15 protein-coding genes are annotated in these 13,960 nt (G+C 69.7%); 12 read left to right on the top strand and 3 right to left on the bottom strand.

What is annotated here, in order from left to right; translation table 11 throughout:
- The first annotated feature begins 64 nt into the window (after positions 1 to 64).
- Positions 65 to 574, top strand: a complete 510-nt coding sequence (locus AC6CH2_RS10475) for a chemotaxis protein CheW (RefSeq protein WP_498269202.1) — start codon at positions 65 to 67, stop codon at positions 572 to 574.
- Positions 571 to 1,710: an acyltransferase family protein gene (locus tag AC6CH2_RS10480; RefSeq protein WP_498269203.1), complete on the top strand. Its 1,140-nt coding sequence runs from the start codon at positions 571 to 573 to the stop codon at positions 1,708 to 1,710. Before AC6CH2_RS10475 ends, AC6CH2_RS10480 begins: the two co-directional genes overlap by 4 nt.
- Positions 1,711 to 1,914: 204 nt before the next feature.
- On the opposite strand, the gene AC6CH2_RS10485 is transcribed toward AC6CH2_RS10480, so the two are convergent.
- Both AC6CH2_RS10485 and bioA read right to left on the bottom strand, forming a co-directional pair.
- Complete coding sequence (locus AC6CH2_RS10485) at positions 1,915 to 2,652, bottom strand: 16S rRNA (uracil(1498)-N(3))-methyltransferase (protein WP_498269204.1); 738 nt, start codon at positions 2,650 to 2,652, stop codon at positions 1,915 to 1,917.
- Positions 2,643 to 4,070, bottom strand: coding sequence for an adenosylmethionine--8-amino-7-oxononanoate transaminase (gene bioA / locus AC6CH2_RS10490; RefSeq protein ID WP_498269205.1), 1,428 nt, complete (start codon positions 4,068 to 4,070; stop codon positions 2,643 to 2,645). The genes AC6CH2_RS10485 and bioA overlap by 10 nt, the downstream gene beginning before the upstream one ends.
- A 50-nt stretch (positions 4,071 to 4,120) precedes the next feature.
- On the opposite strand from bioA, the gene nudE reads away from it, so the two are divergent.
- The 5 genes from nudE (at position 4,121) to AC6CH2_RS10515 (ending at position 7,558) form a co-directional block, all read left to right on the top strand.
- Positions 4,121 to 4,690 (top strand): ADP compounds hydrolase NudE, encoded by a 570-nt coding sequence (nudE, locus tag AC6CH2_RS10495; RefSeq protein WP_498269206.1) that lies wholly within the window; start codon positions 4,121 to 4,123, stop codon positions 4,688 to 4,690.
- Positions 4,687 to 5,526, top strand: coding sequence for a 3'(2'),5'-bisphosphate nucleotidase CysQ (gene cysQ, locus AC6CH2_RS10500; protein WP_498269207.1), 840 nt, complete (start codon positions 4,687 to 4,689; stop codon positions 5,524 to 5,526). Before nudE ends, cysQ begins: the two co-directional genes overlap by 4 nt.
- Positions 5,519 to 6,358, top strand: coding sequence for a nucleoside triphosphate pyrophosphohydrolase (gene mazG, locus AC6CH2_RS10505; RefSeq protein WP_498269208.1), 840 nt, complete (start codon positions 5,519 to 5,521; stop codon positions 6,356 to 6,358). Before cysQ ends, mazG begins: the two co-directional genes overlap by 8 nt.
- Positions 6,359 to 6,512: 154 nt before the next feature.
- Positions 6,513 to 6,818 carry an Mpo1-like protein gene (locus tag AC6CH2_RS10510; RefSeq protein WP_498269209.1) on the top strand — a complete coding sequence of 102 codons (306 nt, stop codon included), beginning with the start codon at positions 6,513 to 6,515 and terminating at the stop codon, positions 6,816 to 6,818.
- A 110-nt stretch (positions 6,819 to 6,928) separates the two neighbouring features.
- Positions 6,929 to 7,558: a hypothetical protein gene (locus AC6CH2_RS10515; protein WP_498269210.1), complete on the top strand. Its 630-nt coding sequence runs from the start codon at positions 6,929 to 6,931 to the stop codon at positions 7,556 to 7,558.
- A gap of 84 nt (positions 7,559 to 7,642) precedes the next feature.
- On the opposite strand, the gene AC6CH2_RS10520 is transcribed toward AC6CH2_RS10515, so the two are convergent.
- A complete protein-coding gene (locus AC6CH2_RS10520; RefSeq protein WP_435395691.1) occupies positions 7,643 to 7,984 on the bottom strand; it encodes a DMT family protein in 342 nt (113 codons plus the stop codon).
- A 106-nt stretch (positions 7,985 to 8,090) separates the two neighbouring features.
- Between AC6CH2_RS10520 and AC6CH2_RS10525 the strand changes: the two genes are divergently transcribed.
- The 5 genes from AC6CH2_RS10525 to AC6CH2_RS10545 all read left to right on the top strand — a co-directional run bounded on the left by AC6CH2_RS10525 (position 8,091) and on the right by AC6CH2_RS10545 (position 13,856).
- A complete protein-coding gene (locus tag AC6CH2_RS10525) occupies positions 8,091 to 8,801 on the top strand; it encodes a response regulator transcription factor (protein WP_031373577.1) in 711 nt (236 codons plus the stop codon).
- A 12-nt stretch (positions 8,802 to 8,813) separates the two neighbouring features.
- Positions 8,814 to 10,145, top strand: coding sequence for a sensor histidine kinase (locus tag AC6CH2_RS10530; RefSeq protein ID WP_498269211.1), 1,332 nt, complete (start codon positions 8,814 to 8,816; stop codon positions 10,143 to 10,145).
- A 194-nt stretch (positions 10,146 to 10,339) separates the two neighbouring features.
- Positions 10,340 to 11,917, top strand: coding sequence for an efflux RND transporter periplasmic adaptor subunit (locus AC6CH2_RS10535; protein ID WP_498269212.1), 1,578 nt, complete (start codon positions 10,340 to 10,342; stop codon positions 11,915 to 11,917).
- Positions 11,914 to 12,621: an ABC transporter ATP-binding protein gene (locus tag AC6CH2_RS10540; RefSeq protein WP_498269213.1), complete on the top strand. Its 708-nt coding sequence runs from the start codon at positions 11,914 to 11,916 to the stop codon at positions 12,619 to 12,621. The genes AC6CH2_RS10535 and AC6CH2_RS10540 overlap by 4 nt, the downstream gene beginning before the upstream one ends.
- Positions 12,618 to 13,856 carry an ABC transporter permease gene (locus tag AC6CH2_RS10545; RefSeq protein WP_498269214.1) on the top strand — a complete coding sequence of 413 codons (1,239 nt, stop codon included), beginning with the start codon at positions 12,618 to 12,620 and terminating at the stop codon, positions 13,854 to 13,856. Before AC6CH2_RS10540 ends, AC6CH2_RS10545 begins: the two co-directional genes overlap by 4 nt.
- The last annotated feature ends 104 nt before the right edge of the window (positions 13,857 to 13,960 follow it).

The raw sequence follows: 13,960 nt of genomic DNA on the forward strand, positions 1-13,960 counted from the left end.
TCGAATCCACCGCAACAGATCCACCGGTTGAAGGCCGCGCGAGCCGCGGCGAGGACGCGAAGCGATGTCGAACGAGAACCAGGTCAGCGACGCAGCCCCCGAAACCAGCGCGCACGCGGACATCCGCGGCGTGTTGATCCAGGTCGGCGGCGGACGACTGCTGCTGCCCAACGCGACCATCGCCGAGGTGCTGTCCTACGCGCCGCCGGCGCCGATCGACGACGCGCCGCGCTGGCTGCTCGGCCAGATCCGCTGGCGCGGTTGGCATCTGCCTCTGGTCGCGTTCGGCGAACTGTCCGGGCTGGCCCGCGAGCAGGGCGGCCTGGGCAGCAAGGTCGTGGTGTTGAAGGCGCTCAGCGCCGCCTCGCGCCTGCCGTATTTCGCCCTGTTGACCCAGGGCTTCCCGCGCCTGGTCACGGTGTCGCGCGACAGCCTGTCGGTCGCCGGGCGCGAAGGCGACGTGCTGCCGCATGCGGTGCAGGCGCGCGTGCTGCTCAACGACGATCCGGCGCTGCTGCCGGATCTGGAAGCGCTGGAAGCGATGATCGGCGAAGCGCTCGCACAGTCGGCGTGAGTCCGGCGCCGCAGGCCGGCGGCGCGGCGCCGCAGTCGCGCCCTGTATCCGGTCCGCCGTCCGCCGCGGCGGCGCCGAAACGTTTCGCTTCGGTCGACGCCCTGCGCGGCCTGACCGTCGCGGCGATGCTGCTGGTCAACAACCCCGGCGACTGGGGCCACGTCTATGCGCCCTTGCAGCATTCGCAATGGCACGGCTTCACCCCGACCGATCTCGTGTTCCCGATGTTCTTGTTCATCGTCGGCGTGTCGATCGCGTTGGCGCTGATGCCGCGCCGCGAGCACGGCGTCGCCGCGGCGACACTGCTTCGACCGGCCTTGTGGCGCGCCCTGCGCATCGTCGGCCTCGGGCTGTTGCTGCATGTCTGCGCGATGTGGGCGATCGGCCACGAGCAGTTGCGCATTCCCGGGGTCTTGCAGCGGATCGGCCTGTGTTTCGCGGCCGCGGCGCTGATCGCGCTGTACGTGCCGGCGCGGGTGCAATGGATCGCCTGGGCGGGGTTGCTGCTCGGCTACGCCGGCTTGCTCGCCTCCGGCGGCAGCTATGCGCCGTTCGACAACATCGCCAGCCGCGTCGACAGCGCCTTGTTCGGCGCCCACGTCTTCCAGATCGATGCGGCCAGCGGCCGCGGCCACGACCCCGAAGGCCTGGTGTCGACGCTCGGCGCGCTCGCGACCACCTTGCTCGGCCTGCGCGCCGGCGATTGGTTGCGTCGCGGCGCGGTGCGCGCGCTGTGGATCGCCGGCGCGGCCTGTCTGCTCGCCGGCTGGGCCGCGGCGCATTGGCAGCCGCTCAACAAGAATCTGTGGACCCCGGCCTACGTGCTGTGGAGCGGCGGTCTGTCGTGTTGGGTGCTGGCCGTGTTCCACCAGCTGATCGACCGTCGCGGCTGGCCCGCGCTCGGGCGCGCCTTCGGCGTCAACGCGATCGCCGCTTACGCCGGCTCGGCCCTGTTGCTGTATCTGCTGATCGGCATGGGCTGGCTGCAACCGGTGTATCGGCGCGGTTTTGCCGACTGGATGACCCCGTGGTTCGGGCCTTACTTGCCCTCGCTGGCGTTCGCGCTGGTCTTCGTTGCGTTGTGGTGGGGCGTGGTGCGCTGGCTGGATGCGCGGCGGATCTATTTCAAGATCTGAGCGCGGTTGCCTGGCTGGATGGGGCAACGCAACGGCTAATCCCCGCACGTGCTGCGCAGGCGCCGCCCCTTTGCAAGGGGGTAACGGCACTGGCCGCGGGGTGATGGGTTCTCGAAGGGAGCATCGGCAGTGCCGCGCACCGCTGTTCGCCCCGTTGTAGGGCAGGGGATTTGCTTTGCCTCGGGGCGACAACGAGTCGTAGTCTCAGGCCAGATCGCCGAACCTCGCCTGCAGTGCCGCGATCGCCGCCAAGCCGGCGGTTTCCGTGCGCAGGATGCGCGGGCCCAGCCGCAAGCCCTGGAAGCCGGCATCGCGCAGCTGCTGGCGGTCCAGCGGCGACCAGCCGCCTTCCGGGCCGATCGCCAGCAACACCGGCGCCGCGCTCGCGACCGCCAAGGTGGCGAAGGCGAGTTCGCCTTCGGGGTCGAGGATCAGGCGCAGCCCGCCCGGCGGCAACGCCGCCAGGGTCGCCGCCAACGAACGCGGCGCCGACACTTCGGGCACGCGGGCGCGGCCGCTCTGTTCGCAGGCCGAGGCGACCACGCTGCGCCAATGCGCATGGCGTTTCTCGGCGCGCGCTTCGTCGAGCTTGACCTCGCTGCGCTGCGACCACAGCGGATGCATCGTGTGCACGCCGAGCTCGGTGGCCTTCTGCAGGATCAGGTCCATTTTCTCGCCGCGCGCGATGCCCTGCAGCAGCACCAGGGGCAGCGGCGACTCGCGCTCGACTTCCTGCGCCGACTCGACCGCCACCCGCACCTCGCGCTTGCCGAGCGCGACGATGCGGCCGTGGTAGTCGCGGCCGTCGCCGTTGAACAGCACGCAGGCATCGCCGACCTCGTGGCGCAGCACGCGGGCGAGATGGGTCGCGGCGCCTTCGGGCAGCGCCACCTCGCGGCCCGCGCCGAGCTCGGCGTCGACATGGACTCGGGTCAGGCGCATGCGGCGGTCTCCCGCACGGCCTGGTCGATCGCCGCGCGCGTGGTGTCGGCGAGCAGGGCCAGGGCCTCTTCGTCGATCGAATACGGCGGCATCCAGTACAGCACGTCGCCGAGCGGGCGCAGCAGCACGCCGCGTTCGAGCGCGGCGCGGTAGGCGTGCAGGCCGATGCGCGCGGCAGGGTCGAACGGGGTGCGCTTGTCGCCGTTACGGGTGAGTTCGAAGGCGACGATCATGCCGGCCTGGCGCACGTCGGCCACGTGCGGGTGATCGGCGAACTCGGCGGCGAGCCGGGCCATGCGCGCGCTGGTGGCGCGATTGCGGACCAGGATGTCGTCGTCGCGGAAAATATCCAGGCTGGCCAGCGCCGCCGCGCAGGCCAGCGGGTTGCCGGTGTAGCTGTGCGAATGCAGGAAGGCGCGTTCGCGCGAATCGTCGAGGAAACCGTCGTAGATCGACTGCGTGGTCAGCACCGCGGCGAGCGGCAGGGCGCCGCCGGTCAGGCCCTTCGACAAACACAGCAGGTCGGGCATGACCCCGGCCTGCTCGCTGGCGAACAGGGCGCCGGTGCGGCCGAAACCGACCGCGATCTCGTCGGCGATCAGGAACACGCCGTGCTCGTCGCACAGTTCGCGCGCCAGTTTGAGATACAGCGGGTCGTGCATGCGCATGCCGCCGGCGCATTGCACCCGCGGCTCCAGGATCAGCGCGCAGACTTCGTCGGCATGGCGTTCGAGCAGGTCGCGCAAAGCCGCCGCGGCGACCTGCGCGCGTTCGGCCGGGCTCTGGCCGGGTTCGCACAGGTAGGCGTCGGGCGAGGGCGCGAACAGCGACTCCGCCAGCAGCGGCGCGTAGATGCGCCGGTACAGCGGGATGTCGCCGACCGCGAGCGCGCCGAGGGTCTCGCCGTGGTAGCCGTTCTCCAGGGCGATGAACTTGGTCCGGCCTTCGATGTCGCGGTTGCGGAACCAATGGAAGGCCATCTTCAGCGCGACCTCGACCCCGGCCGAGCCGTTGTCGGCGTAGAACACCTTGCTCAGCGGCGCGCGTCCTTCCTGGCGCGGCGCCAGCGCCAGCAGGCGCTCGGCGAGCTCGACCGCGGGCGCGTGCGAGCAGCCGGCCAGGATCACGTGCTCGAGGGTCCGCGCCTGGGTCGCGATGGCCTCGGCGATGCGCGGCTCGGCATGGCCGAACAGGTTGGTCCACCAGCTCGAGATCGCATCCAGATAGCGACGCCCGTCGTGTCCGATCAGCCACGGTCCGCGCCCGCTCGCGATGGGCAGCAACGGCAGCGTATGGGGGTGTTCGCGCATCTGGGTGCAGGGATGCCAAAGCACCGCCAGGTCGCGTTCTCGCCAGGAGTCCGCCGCGTCGGCGCCCGGCTCTGTTAGCATCGTCGTGTCGTGAGTGATCTCTCGCATCCCCCTATTATCGTGCCTTTCCGCTCCCCGCTCACGCCCGGAGCCGCGCCATGACCCGGCGGCTGCCGACCATTCATCACGTCACCGAGCACGAGGCCGGTCCGTACCGGCTGGAACGGCTCGATCTCGAGTTTTCCAACGGCGAACGCCGCCAGTACGAGCGCCTGCATGGGCGCGGCCACGGCGCGGTCGTGGTGGTGCCGATGATCGACGAGGACACCGTGCTGCTGGTGCGCGAATACGCCGCTGGAGTGCATCGCTACGAGCTCGGCCTGGTCAAGGGCCGCATCGACGCCGGCGAGAGCCCGATCGAGGCCGCCGACCGCGAGCTCAAGGAAGAAGCCGGCTACGGCGCGCGTTCGCTGACCGTGCTGCGCTCGCTGACCCTGGCGCCGACGTACATGAGCCACCAGGCCCATCTGGTCCTCGCCCGCGATCTCTACCCCGAGCGCCTGCCCGGCGACGAACCCGAGGAGCTCGAAGTGGTGCCGTGGAAGCTCGACGACCTGCACGAGCTGATCCTGCGCCAGGATTTTTCCGAGGGCCGCAGCATCGCCGCGTTGTTCATCGCGCGCGAGTGGCTGCGCAACGGCGAACCGCAGCCGGAGCCGCAGGCATGAGCGCCGCCGAGCCGAGCCGGCCCCTGCTGAGCCAGGCCCAGATCGAAGGCGCGATCGAGATCGCACGTGCCGCCGCGGGCGCGATCCTGGCCGTCTACGAGAGCGAGTTCGCGGTCGAGCGCAAGGCCGACGCCTCGCCGGTCACCGCCGCCGACATGGCCGCGCACCACCTGATCCTCGACGGGCTCGCCCGTCTGACCCCCGACATCCCGGTGCTGTCGGAAGAGTCCGCGCACGAAGTCAGCTTCGAGCAGCGCCGGCACTGGTCGCGCCTGTGGCTGGTCGATCCGCTCGACGGTACCCGCGAATTCGTCAAGCGCAACGGCGAGTTCTCGGTCAACCTGGCCTTGATCGACCACGGCGAGCCGGTGTTCGGCCTGATCCAGGCGCCGGTCGGCGGCGCGCTGTGGTACGCCCAGCGCGGCGGCCGCGCCTACCGTCGCGACGGCGACGACGAGCGCGAAGTGCGGGTGCGCGCACCGGCGGCGCAGCCGTTGCGGGTCGCGGCGAGCCGTTCGTTCCACAGCGACCGCGCCGAGCGGGCGATGGCGCGGCTGCAACGCGAAGCGCCCGGCGGCATCGACATGCTCAGCCTGGGGTCTTCCCTGAAATTCTGCCGGATCGCCGAGGGCGGTCTCGACCTGTACCCGCGTTTCGGCCCGACCAGCGAATGGGACACCGCCGCCGGCCAGTGTGTGCTCGAAGCCGCCGGCGGCGCGGTGTTCGATCCGCAGGGCCGGCCGTTCCGCTACAACCAGCGCGCCGGCATTCTCAACGGCGATTTCGTCGCCGTGGGCGACCTCGCCCTGCCGTGGAAGGAGTGGCTCGATGGCTGAAGTGCTGAACCTGCCGCCGGGCATCGCCGGGCTGCTCGCGATCATGGCGCGCCTGCGCGATCGCGACAGCGGCTGCCCCTGGGACCTCGAACAGGATTTCGCCTCGATCGCGCCGTACACGATCGAAGAAGCCTACGAAGTCGCCGACGCCATCGATCGCAAGGACCTGGTGTCGCTGAAGGACGAACTCGGCGACCTGCTGCTGCAGGTCGTGTTCCATGCGCGCATGGCCGAGGAGCAGGGCGCGTTCGCCTTCGACGACGTGGTCGCGGCGATCAGCGACAAGATGGTGCGCCGGCATCCGCACGTGTTCGGCGACGCCAGCGTCGAGGACGTCGAGGCGCAGACCGTGGCCTGGGAAGAACAGAAACGCCGCGAGCGCGAAGCGGCAGGCGAGGTCGACACGTCGGCCCTGGCCGGCATCGCCCGCGGCCTGCCCGAGTGGCAGCGCGCGGTGAAACTGCAAAAGCGCGCGGCCGCGGTCGGTTTCGACTGGCCCGACGTCGCCCCGGTGATCGCCAAGCTGCACGAGGAAATCGAGGAAGTCCGCGCCGAGTTCGCCGCGGTCGCGGCCGCGCCCGACGATGCGGCCGCGCGCGCGCGCCTCGAGGACGAGATCGGCGACGTGCTGTTCGTCTGCGCCAACCTCGCCCGCCACGGCAAAGTCGACCCGGGCGCGGCGCTGCGCCGCGCCAACCTCAAGTTCGAACGCCGCTTCCGCGCGATGGAGACCCTGGCCGCGCAGGACGGCCTGGCCCTGGCCGAGTTGCCGCTGGAAGGCCAGGACGCTTACTGGGACCAGGCCAAGCGCGCCGAACGCGGCGAGTCCTGAGCGGCGCCGCCGAGCCGCGTTCCACCGCGCACGCTCGACGGTGCCCCCGAGCTTGCGGCGTTGCCAACGGCGCGGCAGGATGCGGGCAGGTTCGGCGACGACGGGGCGAAACGCTCCGGTTGAGCGACGCGCGCGATCAAGCGAGGGCAGGGACATGGCGAACCGTTTTTCGAGTTTCCGCGAGTTCTACCCGTTCTATCTGAGCGAGCACAGCAACCGCACCAGCCGGCGCCTGCATTTCATCGGCAGTTGCGGGGTGCTGGCGTTGCTCGCGCTGGCCTTGTGGCAGGGGCGGCCCGGGCTGCTGCTCGCGGCGCTGGTCTGCGGTTACGGTTTCGCCTGGGTCGGGCATTTCTTCTTCGAGAAGAATCGCCCGGCCACCTTCAAGCACCCGCTGTATTCCTTCCTTGGCGACTGGGTGATGTTCAAGGACATCCTGACCGGCAAGATCAAGTTCTGAAGCACCTGCGGGAACCCTTCGGGGAAAGACCCATCGGATAAAACCACCGGGAAGCCGGCGCGAGCCCAAACCGATCGGCCGCGCGCGGCCCATCCATCAAGGAAGATGCCGTGATTTCGAAGAACGCTCTGTACGGCCTGATGTTGACTTGCCTGTGGCCGGGCGCGGTGTCGGCGGCGACCGCCGCGCAGCCCGATGTGCCGATGCGTGTGTCGCCGTGGCTCAGCGACAGCATGGACAGCAAGACCTGTCCCATCGTTCACCTCTATCTCGCCGGGGCGCGCTCCGCCGAAGCCGCCTCGGCCCAGGGCGGCCCGATCGAGGCCGGCCCGATCGAGGGCGGCGCCGCGCTGGCGACGGTGTGGCGCAACCGCGACGACGAAACCTCGGCGCTCGAGGCCTGGCCGGCGCTGCATCTGTCGGTGGCCGGCAGGCCCTATGCCTTGCGCCGCGAGGGCGCGCATTCGGATATCGAGATCTTGGGCCTGGAGCGGCAGCGTGGACAGACCCTGCGCTGGTCGAATCCCGGCGAGAAGATCTCGGCGGAGCTGCGCCTGGGCCCGCCGAGCCGGTCGGTCGAGCAGGATGGGCGCTGGGTACGGTTGCCGGCGGCGCAGGCGGTGCAGGCGCACGCGGACGGCGCCAGCAGCCTGACCCGCTGGAGCGGCCGGCTGACGATCGACCTGCACGGCCAGCGTTGGCGGCGCGAGGTCGAGGTCGAGTCCTTGTGCGGTCCGTGACGGGCCGACCGCGATCGCTCCACCGAGCCCGGTTTAAACAAGCTCAGCTCGACAAGCTCCGCTGAACAAGCTAAAGCAGCGCGCTCAATCCAGGAAAATAAGCCAGGCCGCGACCACGATCAGGCCGAAGCCGGCCCAGTGGTTCCATTTCAGCGGCTCGCCGAGGTACCAGGCCGAGAAGCCGGCGAACACCAGCAGGGTGATCACCTCCTGCATGCCCTTGAGTTGCGGCGCCGAGTACACCGCGCTGCCGAGGCGGTTGGCCGGCACCTGCAGGCAGTACTCGAACAGGGCGATGCCCCAGCTGACCGCGATCGCCAGTACCAGCGGCGACGACTTGTATTTGAGATGGCCGTACCAGGCGAACGTCATGAAGATGTTCGAGCCGAGCAGCAGCAGGATCGGGTAGAGACGGTCGGCAAGCATCGGCGCGTTTCGTGACGGAGTGAGCGGTCAGCGTAGCGAGGGTCTTCACGGGCCGTCCACCTTGGCGAGGGCAACCTTCACAAAACTGAAGGAATGGAGAGGCTGCATGCAGGGTACGAGAGACGGAGGGCTGGTCCTGATCGTCGAAGACAACCGCAATATCTCCGAAATGGTCGGCGAGTACCTCGAAAGCCGCGGCTTCGAGGTCGACTACGCGGCCGACGGTCTCGACGGTTACCGCCTTGCCACCGAGAACAGTTACGACGTGATCGTCCTGGACCTGATGCTGCCGCGCATGGACGGCATCGAGGTCTGCAAGAAGCTGCGCGAGGAAGCCCGCAAGTCCACCCCGGTGCTGATGCTGACCGCACGCGACACGCTCGACGAAAAACTCACCGGCCTGAGCGCCGGCGCCGACGATTACCTGACCAAGCCGTTCGCGATCCAGGAACTCGAAGCGCGCCTGCGCGCCCTGATCCGGCGCGAGCGCCGCCAGGTCGGCGGCGAGGTGCTCAAGGTCGCCGACCTGGTGCTCGACCCGGCCAGCCTGCGGGTCACCCGCGGCGGCAGCGAGCTGCAGTTGTCGCCGATCGGCCTGCGCCTGTTGACCATCCTCATGCGCGAATCGCCGCGCGTGGTCAGCCGCCAGGAAATCGAGCGCGAAATCTGGGGCAACGGTTTGCCGGATTCCGACACCCTGCGCAGCCACCTGTACAACCTGCGCAAGACCATCGACAAGCCGTTCGACAAGCAGCTCTTGCATACCGTGCAGAGCGCCGGCTACCGGGTGGCAGACATCTCGCAGCCGCCGGACTGACCGGCCGAGATCATGCCGCAGGGGCTACCGCGCAAGATCAAGCTTGCGTTCATTCTGCAAGCCTTGATCGGCAGCATCGCGATCACGCTGGGCATCCTCCTGGCGGGGCTCGCGGTGCGCCACGTGGTGCTCGAGCAGCGCATGCAGCGCGAGGCCGACGACTACTGGGCCGGGCGCATCCGCGACCCGAACTACCCGCTGCCGCGCACCTCGACCACGCGCGGCCATTTCGTCTCCGCCGGCGACAGCGATTCGATGTTGCCGGCGCTGATCCGCGGGTTCGACTCGGGCCTGCACGACCTGCCCGGCGGCGGCCGGGTGGTATTGGTCGACCGGCGCGAGCCCGGCACCTTCTACATGATCTACGCCACCGAGCTGATCGACGAGGCGATCCTCTACACCGGGCTGTTCTCGCTGCTGCTGTCGCTGCTGACGACCTACCTGATTTCCTGGCATACCTACCGCACTTCCAAGCGCCTGGTCTCGCCGGTGAGCTGGCTGGCCAACGTGGTCTCGCAATGGGACCCACGCGATCCCGACACCAGCCTGATCGAGCCGATCAAATTCCCCTACGACCCCGGCAGCGAGGTGCGCCGGCTGTCGAGTTCGCTCAGCGGCCTGGCCGAGCGGGTCAGCGACTTCGTCGAGCGCGAACGCGACTTCACCCGCGACGCCAGCCACGAACTGCGCACGCCGCTGACGGTGATCCGGGTCGCCACCGACCTGATGCTGGCCGACCCCGACACGCCGCTGCGCGCGCAACGCTCGCTGCTGCGCGTGCAGCGCGCCGGCCGCGACATGGAGGCGGTGATCGACGCCTTCCTGATCCTGGCGCGCGAGTCCGACGTCGAGCCGCAGTCGGAAGAATTCCTGGTCCGCGACATCGTCGACAACGAAATGGAGCGGATCCTGCCGCTGCTCAACGGCAAGCCGGTCGAGCTGCATCTGTACGACGAAGGCGGGCCGCGCCTGAACGCGCCGCCGCACGCGCTCGGGGTCATGGTCGGCAACCTGCTCAGCAATGCAGTGCGTTTCACCGACCAGGGCCGCATCGACGTGCGCCTGAGCCGCGACAGCATCGAGATCCGCGACACCGGCATCGGCATGTCGGTGGAGACTCTGACCAAGGCGTTCACGCCGTTCTACCGCGCCGACTTCTCGGCCGGCGACGGCAAGGGCATGGGCCTGTCGATCGTGCGCCGGCTCGGCGAACGCTTCGGCTGGCCGGTGACTCTGACCAGCGCGCCCGGGCAGGGCACCACCGCGGTGATCCGTTTCCGCCCCGGCAGCGCGACTCTCAGCACCCACATGCCGCCGCTGCCGCGCCGCCCCGGCGCCGACTGAGCCCGGCCGCCGGCTGCGACGCTTTCGCGCCCTGGCGAATCCCTGTGCAGAACGCCGGTCGCCGGGCCGGTTCCGCTTGCGCGGGCGATGGACGAAACTGAACCGTTCGCGCGGGCCTCGGTCCGGGCAGCGAGTGCTGTCAACCGCATTCAGCCACGCGCGTTCGCGCCTTCATAGCCCACGATCCGAGTCCCATGAGCGCAGCCAAGCCGACCTCACCCGCGACGAACAAGAACGGGCGCCGCAAATCGCCATGGCCCAAGCGCATCGTCGCCGCCGCGGTGGCGCTGGCCTTGGCCGGCGGCGCCTGGACGTTCTACCGGCAGCGAAACGCCGAACAGGCCGCGGGCGCCTATCGCACCGCCAAGGTCGAGCGCGGCGACATTCGCGTCGCCATCTCGGCCACCGGCGCGCTCTCGGCGATCTCGACCGTCGACGTCGGCAGCCAGATCTCCGGCCAGGTCACCGAAGTGCTGGCCGACTACAACGACCGGGTCAGCAAAGGCCAGGTGATCGCGCGCATCGACCCGGCCACCTACGAAGCGCAGATCGCTCAGGGTTCGGCTCAGGTCAGCAGCGCCCGCGCCAGCCTCGCCACCGCGCAGGCGACCCTGCGCAATGCCGAGCTCGACTATCAGCGCAAGTCGGAACTGGCCAAGAACCAACTCGTCGCGCGCAGCGATGCCGACCTGGCCCGCGCCGCGCGCGACCAGGCCCGTGCCCAGCTGGCTGGCGCCGAGGCCCAGATCAACCAACAGATCGCCTCGACCCAGACCTCGCGCCTCAACCTGCAGCGCACGGTGATCCGCGCGCCGGTCGACGGCGTGGTGCTGACCCGCAGCATCGAACCCGGCCAGACCGTGGCCGCGAGCCTGCAGTCGCCGGTGCTGTTCCAGATCGCCGAAGACCTGTCGAAGATGGAGATCGTGCTTGCCATCGACGAGGCCGACATCGGCCAGGTCAAGCCGGGCCAGAGCGTCAACTTCACCGTCGACTCCTTCCCCGACCGCCAGTTCCGCGGCGCGGTCCAGCAGGTGCGGTTGTCGGCGACCAATACCAGCAACGTCATCACCTATCCGGTCGTGGTCTCGGTCGACAACGGCGACGGCGTGCTGCTGCCGGGCATGACCGCCAACGCCGAGATCGAAGTCAGCCGCCGCGACGACGTGCTGCGGGTCAGCAACGCCGCGCTGCGCTACAAGCCGGCCGACGAAGCGGCCGGTGCCGGCGCGGCCGGCGGTCCTCCCGGCGGCGCGCGCGGCGGCCTCGGCGGCGAACTGCCGCGGGTGGCGCAGGCGCTCAAGCTCGACACGAACCAGCAGGCCGCGTTCGACGCCGCGCTGGAGCAAATGAAACAACGCATGGCCGCGCGCACCGCGGCCCCGGCCGCGGCGCCGTCGGGCGGTGGCGGCGGCGCGCCGATCATCATCGGCGGCCGCGGCCGCGGCCCCGGCGGCGGTGGCGGCAACAACAACCGCAACCGCGGCGGCGGAGCCGTTTCCGGCGCGGCGCGCCAGCGCATGCAGGAACGTTTCAACCAGCAGTTCGGCGCGTTCCGCTCGATGCTCAACGACGCTCAGCGCAAACGATGGGACGCCGAGATCGCCAACCTGGTGACCGCGCGGCGCGTACCGCTGTACAAGCTGGTCAACGGCGAGCCGGAGCAGATCGTGGTCCGGGTCGGCGCCAGCGACGGCAGCTGGACCGAAGTCTCGGGCAACATCCGCGAAGGCGACGAGATCGTGGTCGGCAGCGGGCGCGGCGCGAAATGAGCGACGCCGCTGACGCCACCGCGGTCATCGAAACCCGCGCGCTCGGCAAGGTCTACTCGCCGGGCAGCGAGGCCGAAGTGATCGCCCTGCACGGCGTCGAAATGTCGATCGCGCGCGGCGAGTTCGTCGCGATCATGGGGCCGTCGGGTTCGGGCAAGTCGACCCTGATGAACCTGATCGGCTGCCTCGACACGCCGACCAGCGGCGTGTACCTGTGCGACGGCATCGACATCGCCAGCCTCGACGCCGAAGAACGCGCAATCCTGCGCCGCGACAAGATCGGTTTCGTGTTCCAGGGCTTCAACCTGTTGCCGCGCATGAGCGCGCTGGAGAACGTGGCGATGCCGATGGGCTATGCCAACGTGCCGCGCGAAGAGCGTACGCGCCGCGCCCAGGAGGCGCTGGATGCGGTCGGCCTGAGCGGCCGCGCCGGCCACCGCCCGAGCGAGTTGTCCGGCGGCCAGCAGCAGCGCGTGGCGATCGCTCGCGCCCTGATCAACCGGCCGCCGATCCTGCTCGCCGACGAACCCACCGGCGCGCTCGACACCCGCACCGGCGAGGAAATCCTGGCTCTGTTCAAGCGCCTGCAGGCGGAGGACCACACCGTCGTGCTGATCACCCACGACCCGGACGTGGCCGCGCACGCCGACCGCACCTTCGTCATGCGCGACGGCGAACTGCACGTGCAGGAGGCCGGCGCATGAGCCTGATGGAAGTCCTGCGCACCGCCATCTTCGCCCTGCGCGGCAATTGGCTGCGCAGCGCGCTGACCTCGCTCGGCGTGATCATCGGCATCGCCGCGGTGATCGTGATGGTCTCGGTCGGCCAGGGCACCCAGTCTGAAATCGACAAGCTGGTTTCGGGCCTCGGCTCGAACCGGCTCGACATCAGCTCGGGCGGCGGCGGACGCGGCACCGGCGGCGTGCGCCTGAGCGCATCGAGCTTTTTCACCCTGACCGAGGCCGACGCCGAGGCGATCCGCAACGAAGTCTCGGAAGTGCAGTACGTCGCCGCCTCGCTGCGCGGCGGCACGCAGGCGGTCTATGCCGAGAACAACTGGTCGACCCAGTGGCAGGGCGTGCAGGCGGATTTCTTCGACATCAACGGCTGGACCATCGCCTCGGGCGCGAGCTTCGAGGCGCGCGACTACGGCAGCGGCGCCAAGTCGGTGATCCTCGGCGAAACCGTACGACGCGAGCTGTTCGGCGACGAGGACGCTATCGGCCAGACCGTGCGCCTCGGCCGGGTGCCGTTCACTGTGGTCGGCACGCTCAGCCCGAAGGGGCAGGGCGGCTTCGGCCAGGACCAGGACGACGTGGTGCTGGTGCCGCTGGAGACCGGGCGCCGGCGCCTGCTCGGCGCGATGGGCCTGCCGACCGGCGCGGTCATGCAGATCGCGGTCGGGGTCGGCCGCGCCGAAGACGTGGCCTATGCGCAGGAAGAAATCGAAGGCCTGCTGCGCCAGCGCCACAAGATCCAGCCCGGCGGCGACGACGACTTCAGCGTGCGCAACATCGCCGAGGTGGTCGCCACCCGCACCCAGACCACGCGGCTGATGTCCCTGTTGCTCGGCGCGGTGGCGACGATCTCGTTGATCGTCGGCGGCATCGGCATCATGAACATCATGCTGGTCTCGGTGACCGAGCGCATCCGCGAGATCGGCCTGCGCATGGCGGTCGGCGCCGGCCCGAGCGATATCCAGCGCCAATTCCTCGCCGAGGCGATGTTGATTTCGTTGATCGGCGGCGCGCTCGGCATCGCGATCGGCGTGGTCGGCACGATCCTGGTCGGCAAGTTCGGCGCTCTGCCGATCGCCTTGAACGGCCGGATCATCGCCCTGGCGGCGGGATTCTCGATCGCTACCGGCCTGTTCTTCGGCTATTACCCCGCGCGCAAGGCCTCGCAGCTGGACCCGATCGAGGCACTGCGCCAGCAATAACGCGAGCGCCGCGACCAACGGCACAGGTGCCTGCCGCCCGTCCGTGACATCGTGCCGGCGGCGATCCGGGATGGCCGGATCGGAACGGATCGGGTCACATCGGA

The organism is Lysobacter sp. GQ73, from assembly GCF_059758755.1.

What these genes read in the sequence shown, in the direction of transcription:
- mazG (WP_498269208.1), top strand. Translation starts at nt 5,519, where the DNA reads ATGGCTGAAGTGCTGAACCTGCCGCCGGGCATCGCCGGGCTGCTCGCG.
- bioA (WP_498269205.1), bottom strand. Translation starts at nt 4,070, where the DNA reads ATGCGAGAGATCACTCACGACACGACGATGCTAACAGAGCCGGGCGCC.
- AC6CH2_RS10525 (WP_031373577.1), top strand. Translation starts at nt 8,091, where the DNA reads ATGCAGGGTACGAGAGACGGAGGGCTGGTCCTGATCGTCGAAGACAAC.
- AC6CH2_RS10530 (WP_498269211.1), top strand. Translation starts at nt 8,814, where the DNA reads ATGCCGCAGGGGCTACCGCGCAAGATCAAGCTTGCGTTCATTCTGCAA.
- AC6CH2_RS10545 (WP_498269214.1), top strand. Translation starts at nt 12,618, where the DNA reads ATGAGCCTGATGGAAGTCCTGCGCACCGCCATCTTCGCCCTGCGCGGC.
- AC6CH2_RS10475 (WP_498269202.1), top strand. Translation starts at nt 65, where the DNA reads ATGTCGAACGAGAACCAGGTCAGCGACGCAGCCCCCGAAACCAGCGCG.
- AC6CH2_RS10540 (WP_498269213.1), top strand. Translation starts at nt 11,914, where the DNA reads ATGAGCGACGCCGCTGACGCCACCGCGGTCATCGAAACCCGCGCGCTC.
- nudE (WP_498269206.1), top strand. Translation starts at nt 4,121, where the DNA reads ATGACCCGGCGGCTGCCGACCATTCATCACGTCACCGAGCACGAGGCC.
- AC6CH2_RS10510 (WP_498269209.1), top strand. Translation starts at nt 6,513, where the DNA reads ATGGCGAACCGTTTTTCGAGTTTCCGCGAGTTCTACCCGTTCTATCTG.
- AC6CH2_RS10535 (WP_498269212.1), top strand. Translation starts at nt 10,340, where the DNA reads ATGAGCGCAGCCAAGCCGACCTCACCCGCGACGAACAAGAACGGGCGC.
- cysQ (WP_498269207.1), top strand. Translation starts at nt 4,687, where the DNA reads ATGAGCGCCGCCGAGCCGAGCCGGCCCCTGCTGAGCCAGGCCCAGATC.
- AC6CH2_RS10520 (WP_435395691.1), bottom strand. Translation starts at nt 7,984, where the DNA reads ATGCTTGCCGACCGTCTCTACCCGATCCTGCTGCTGCTCGGCTCGAAC.
- AC6CH2_RS10485 (WP_498269204.1), bottom strand. Translation starts at nt 2,652, where the DNA reads ATGCGCCTGACCCGAGTCCATGTCGACGCCGAGCTCGGCGCGGGCCGC.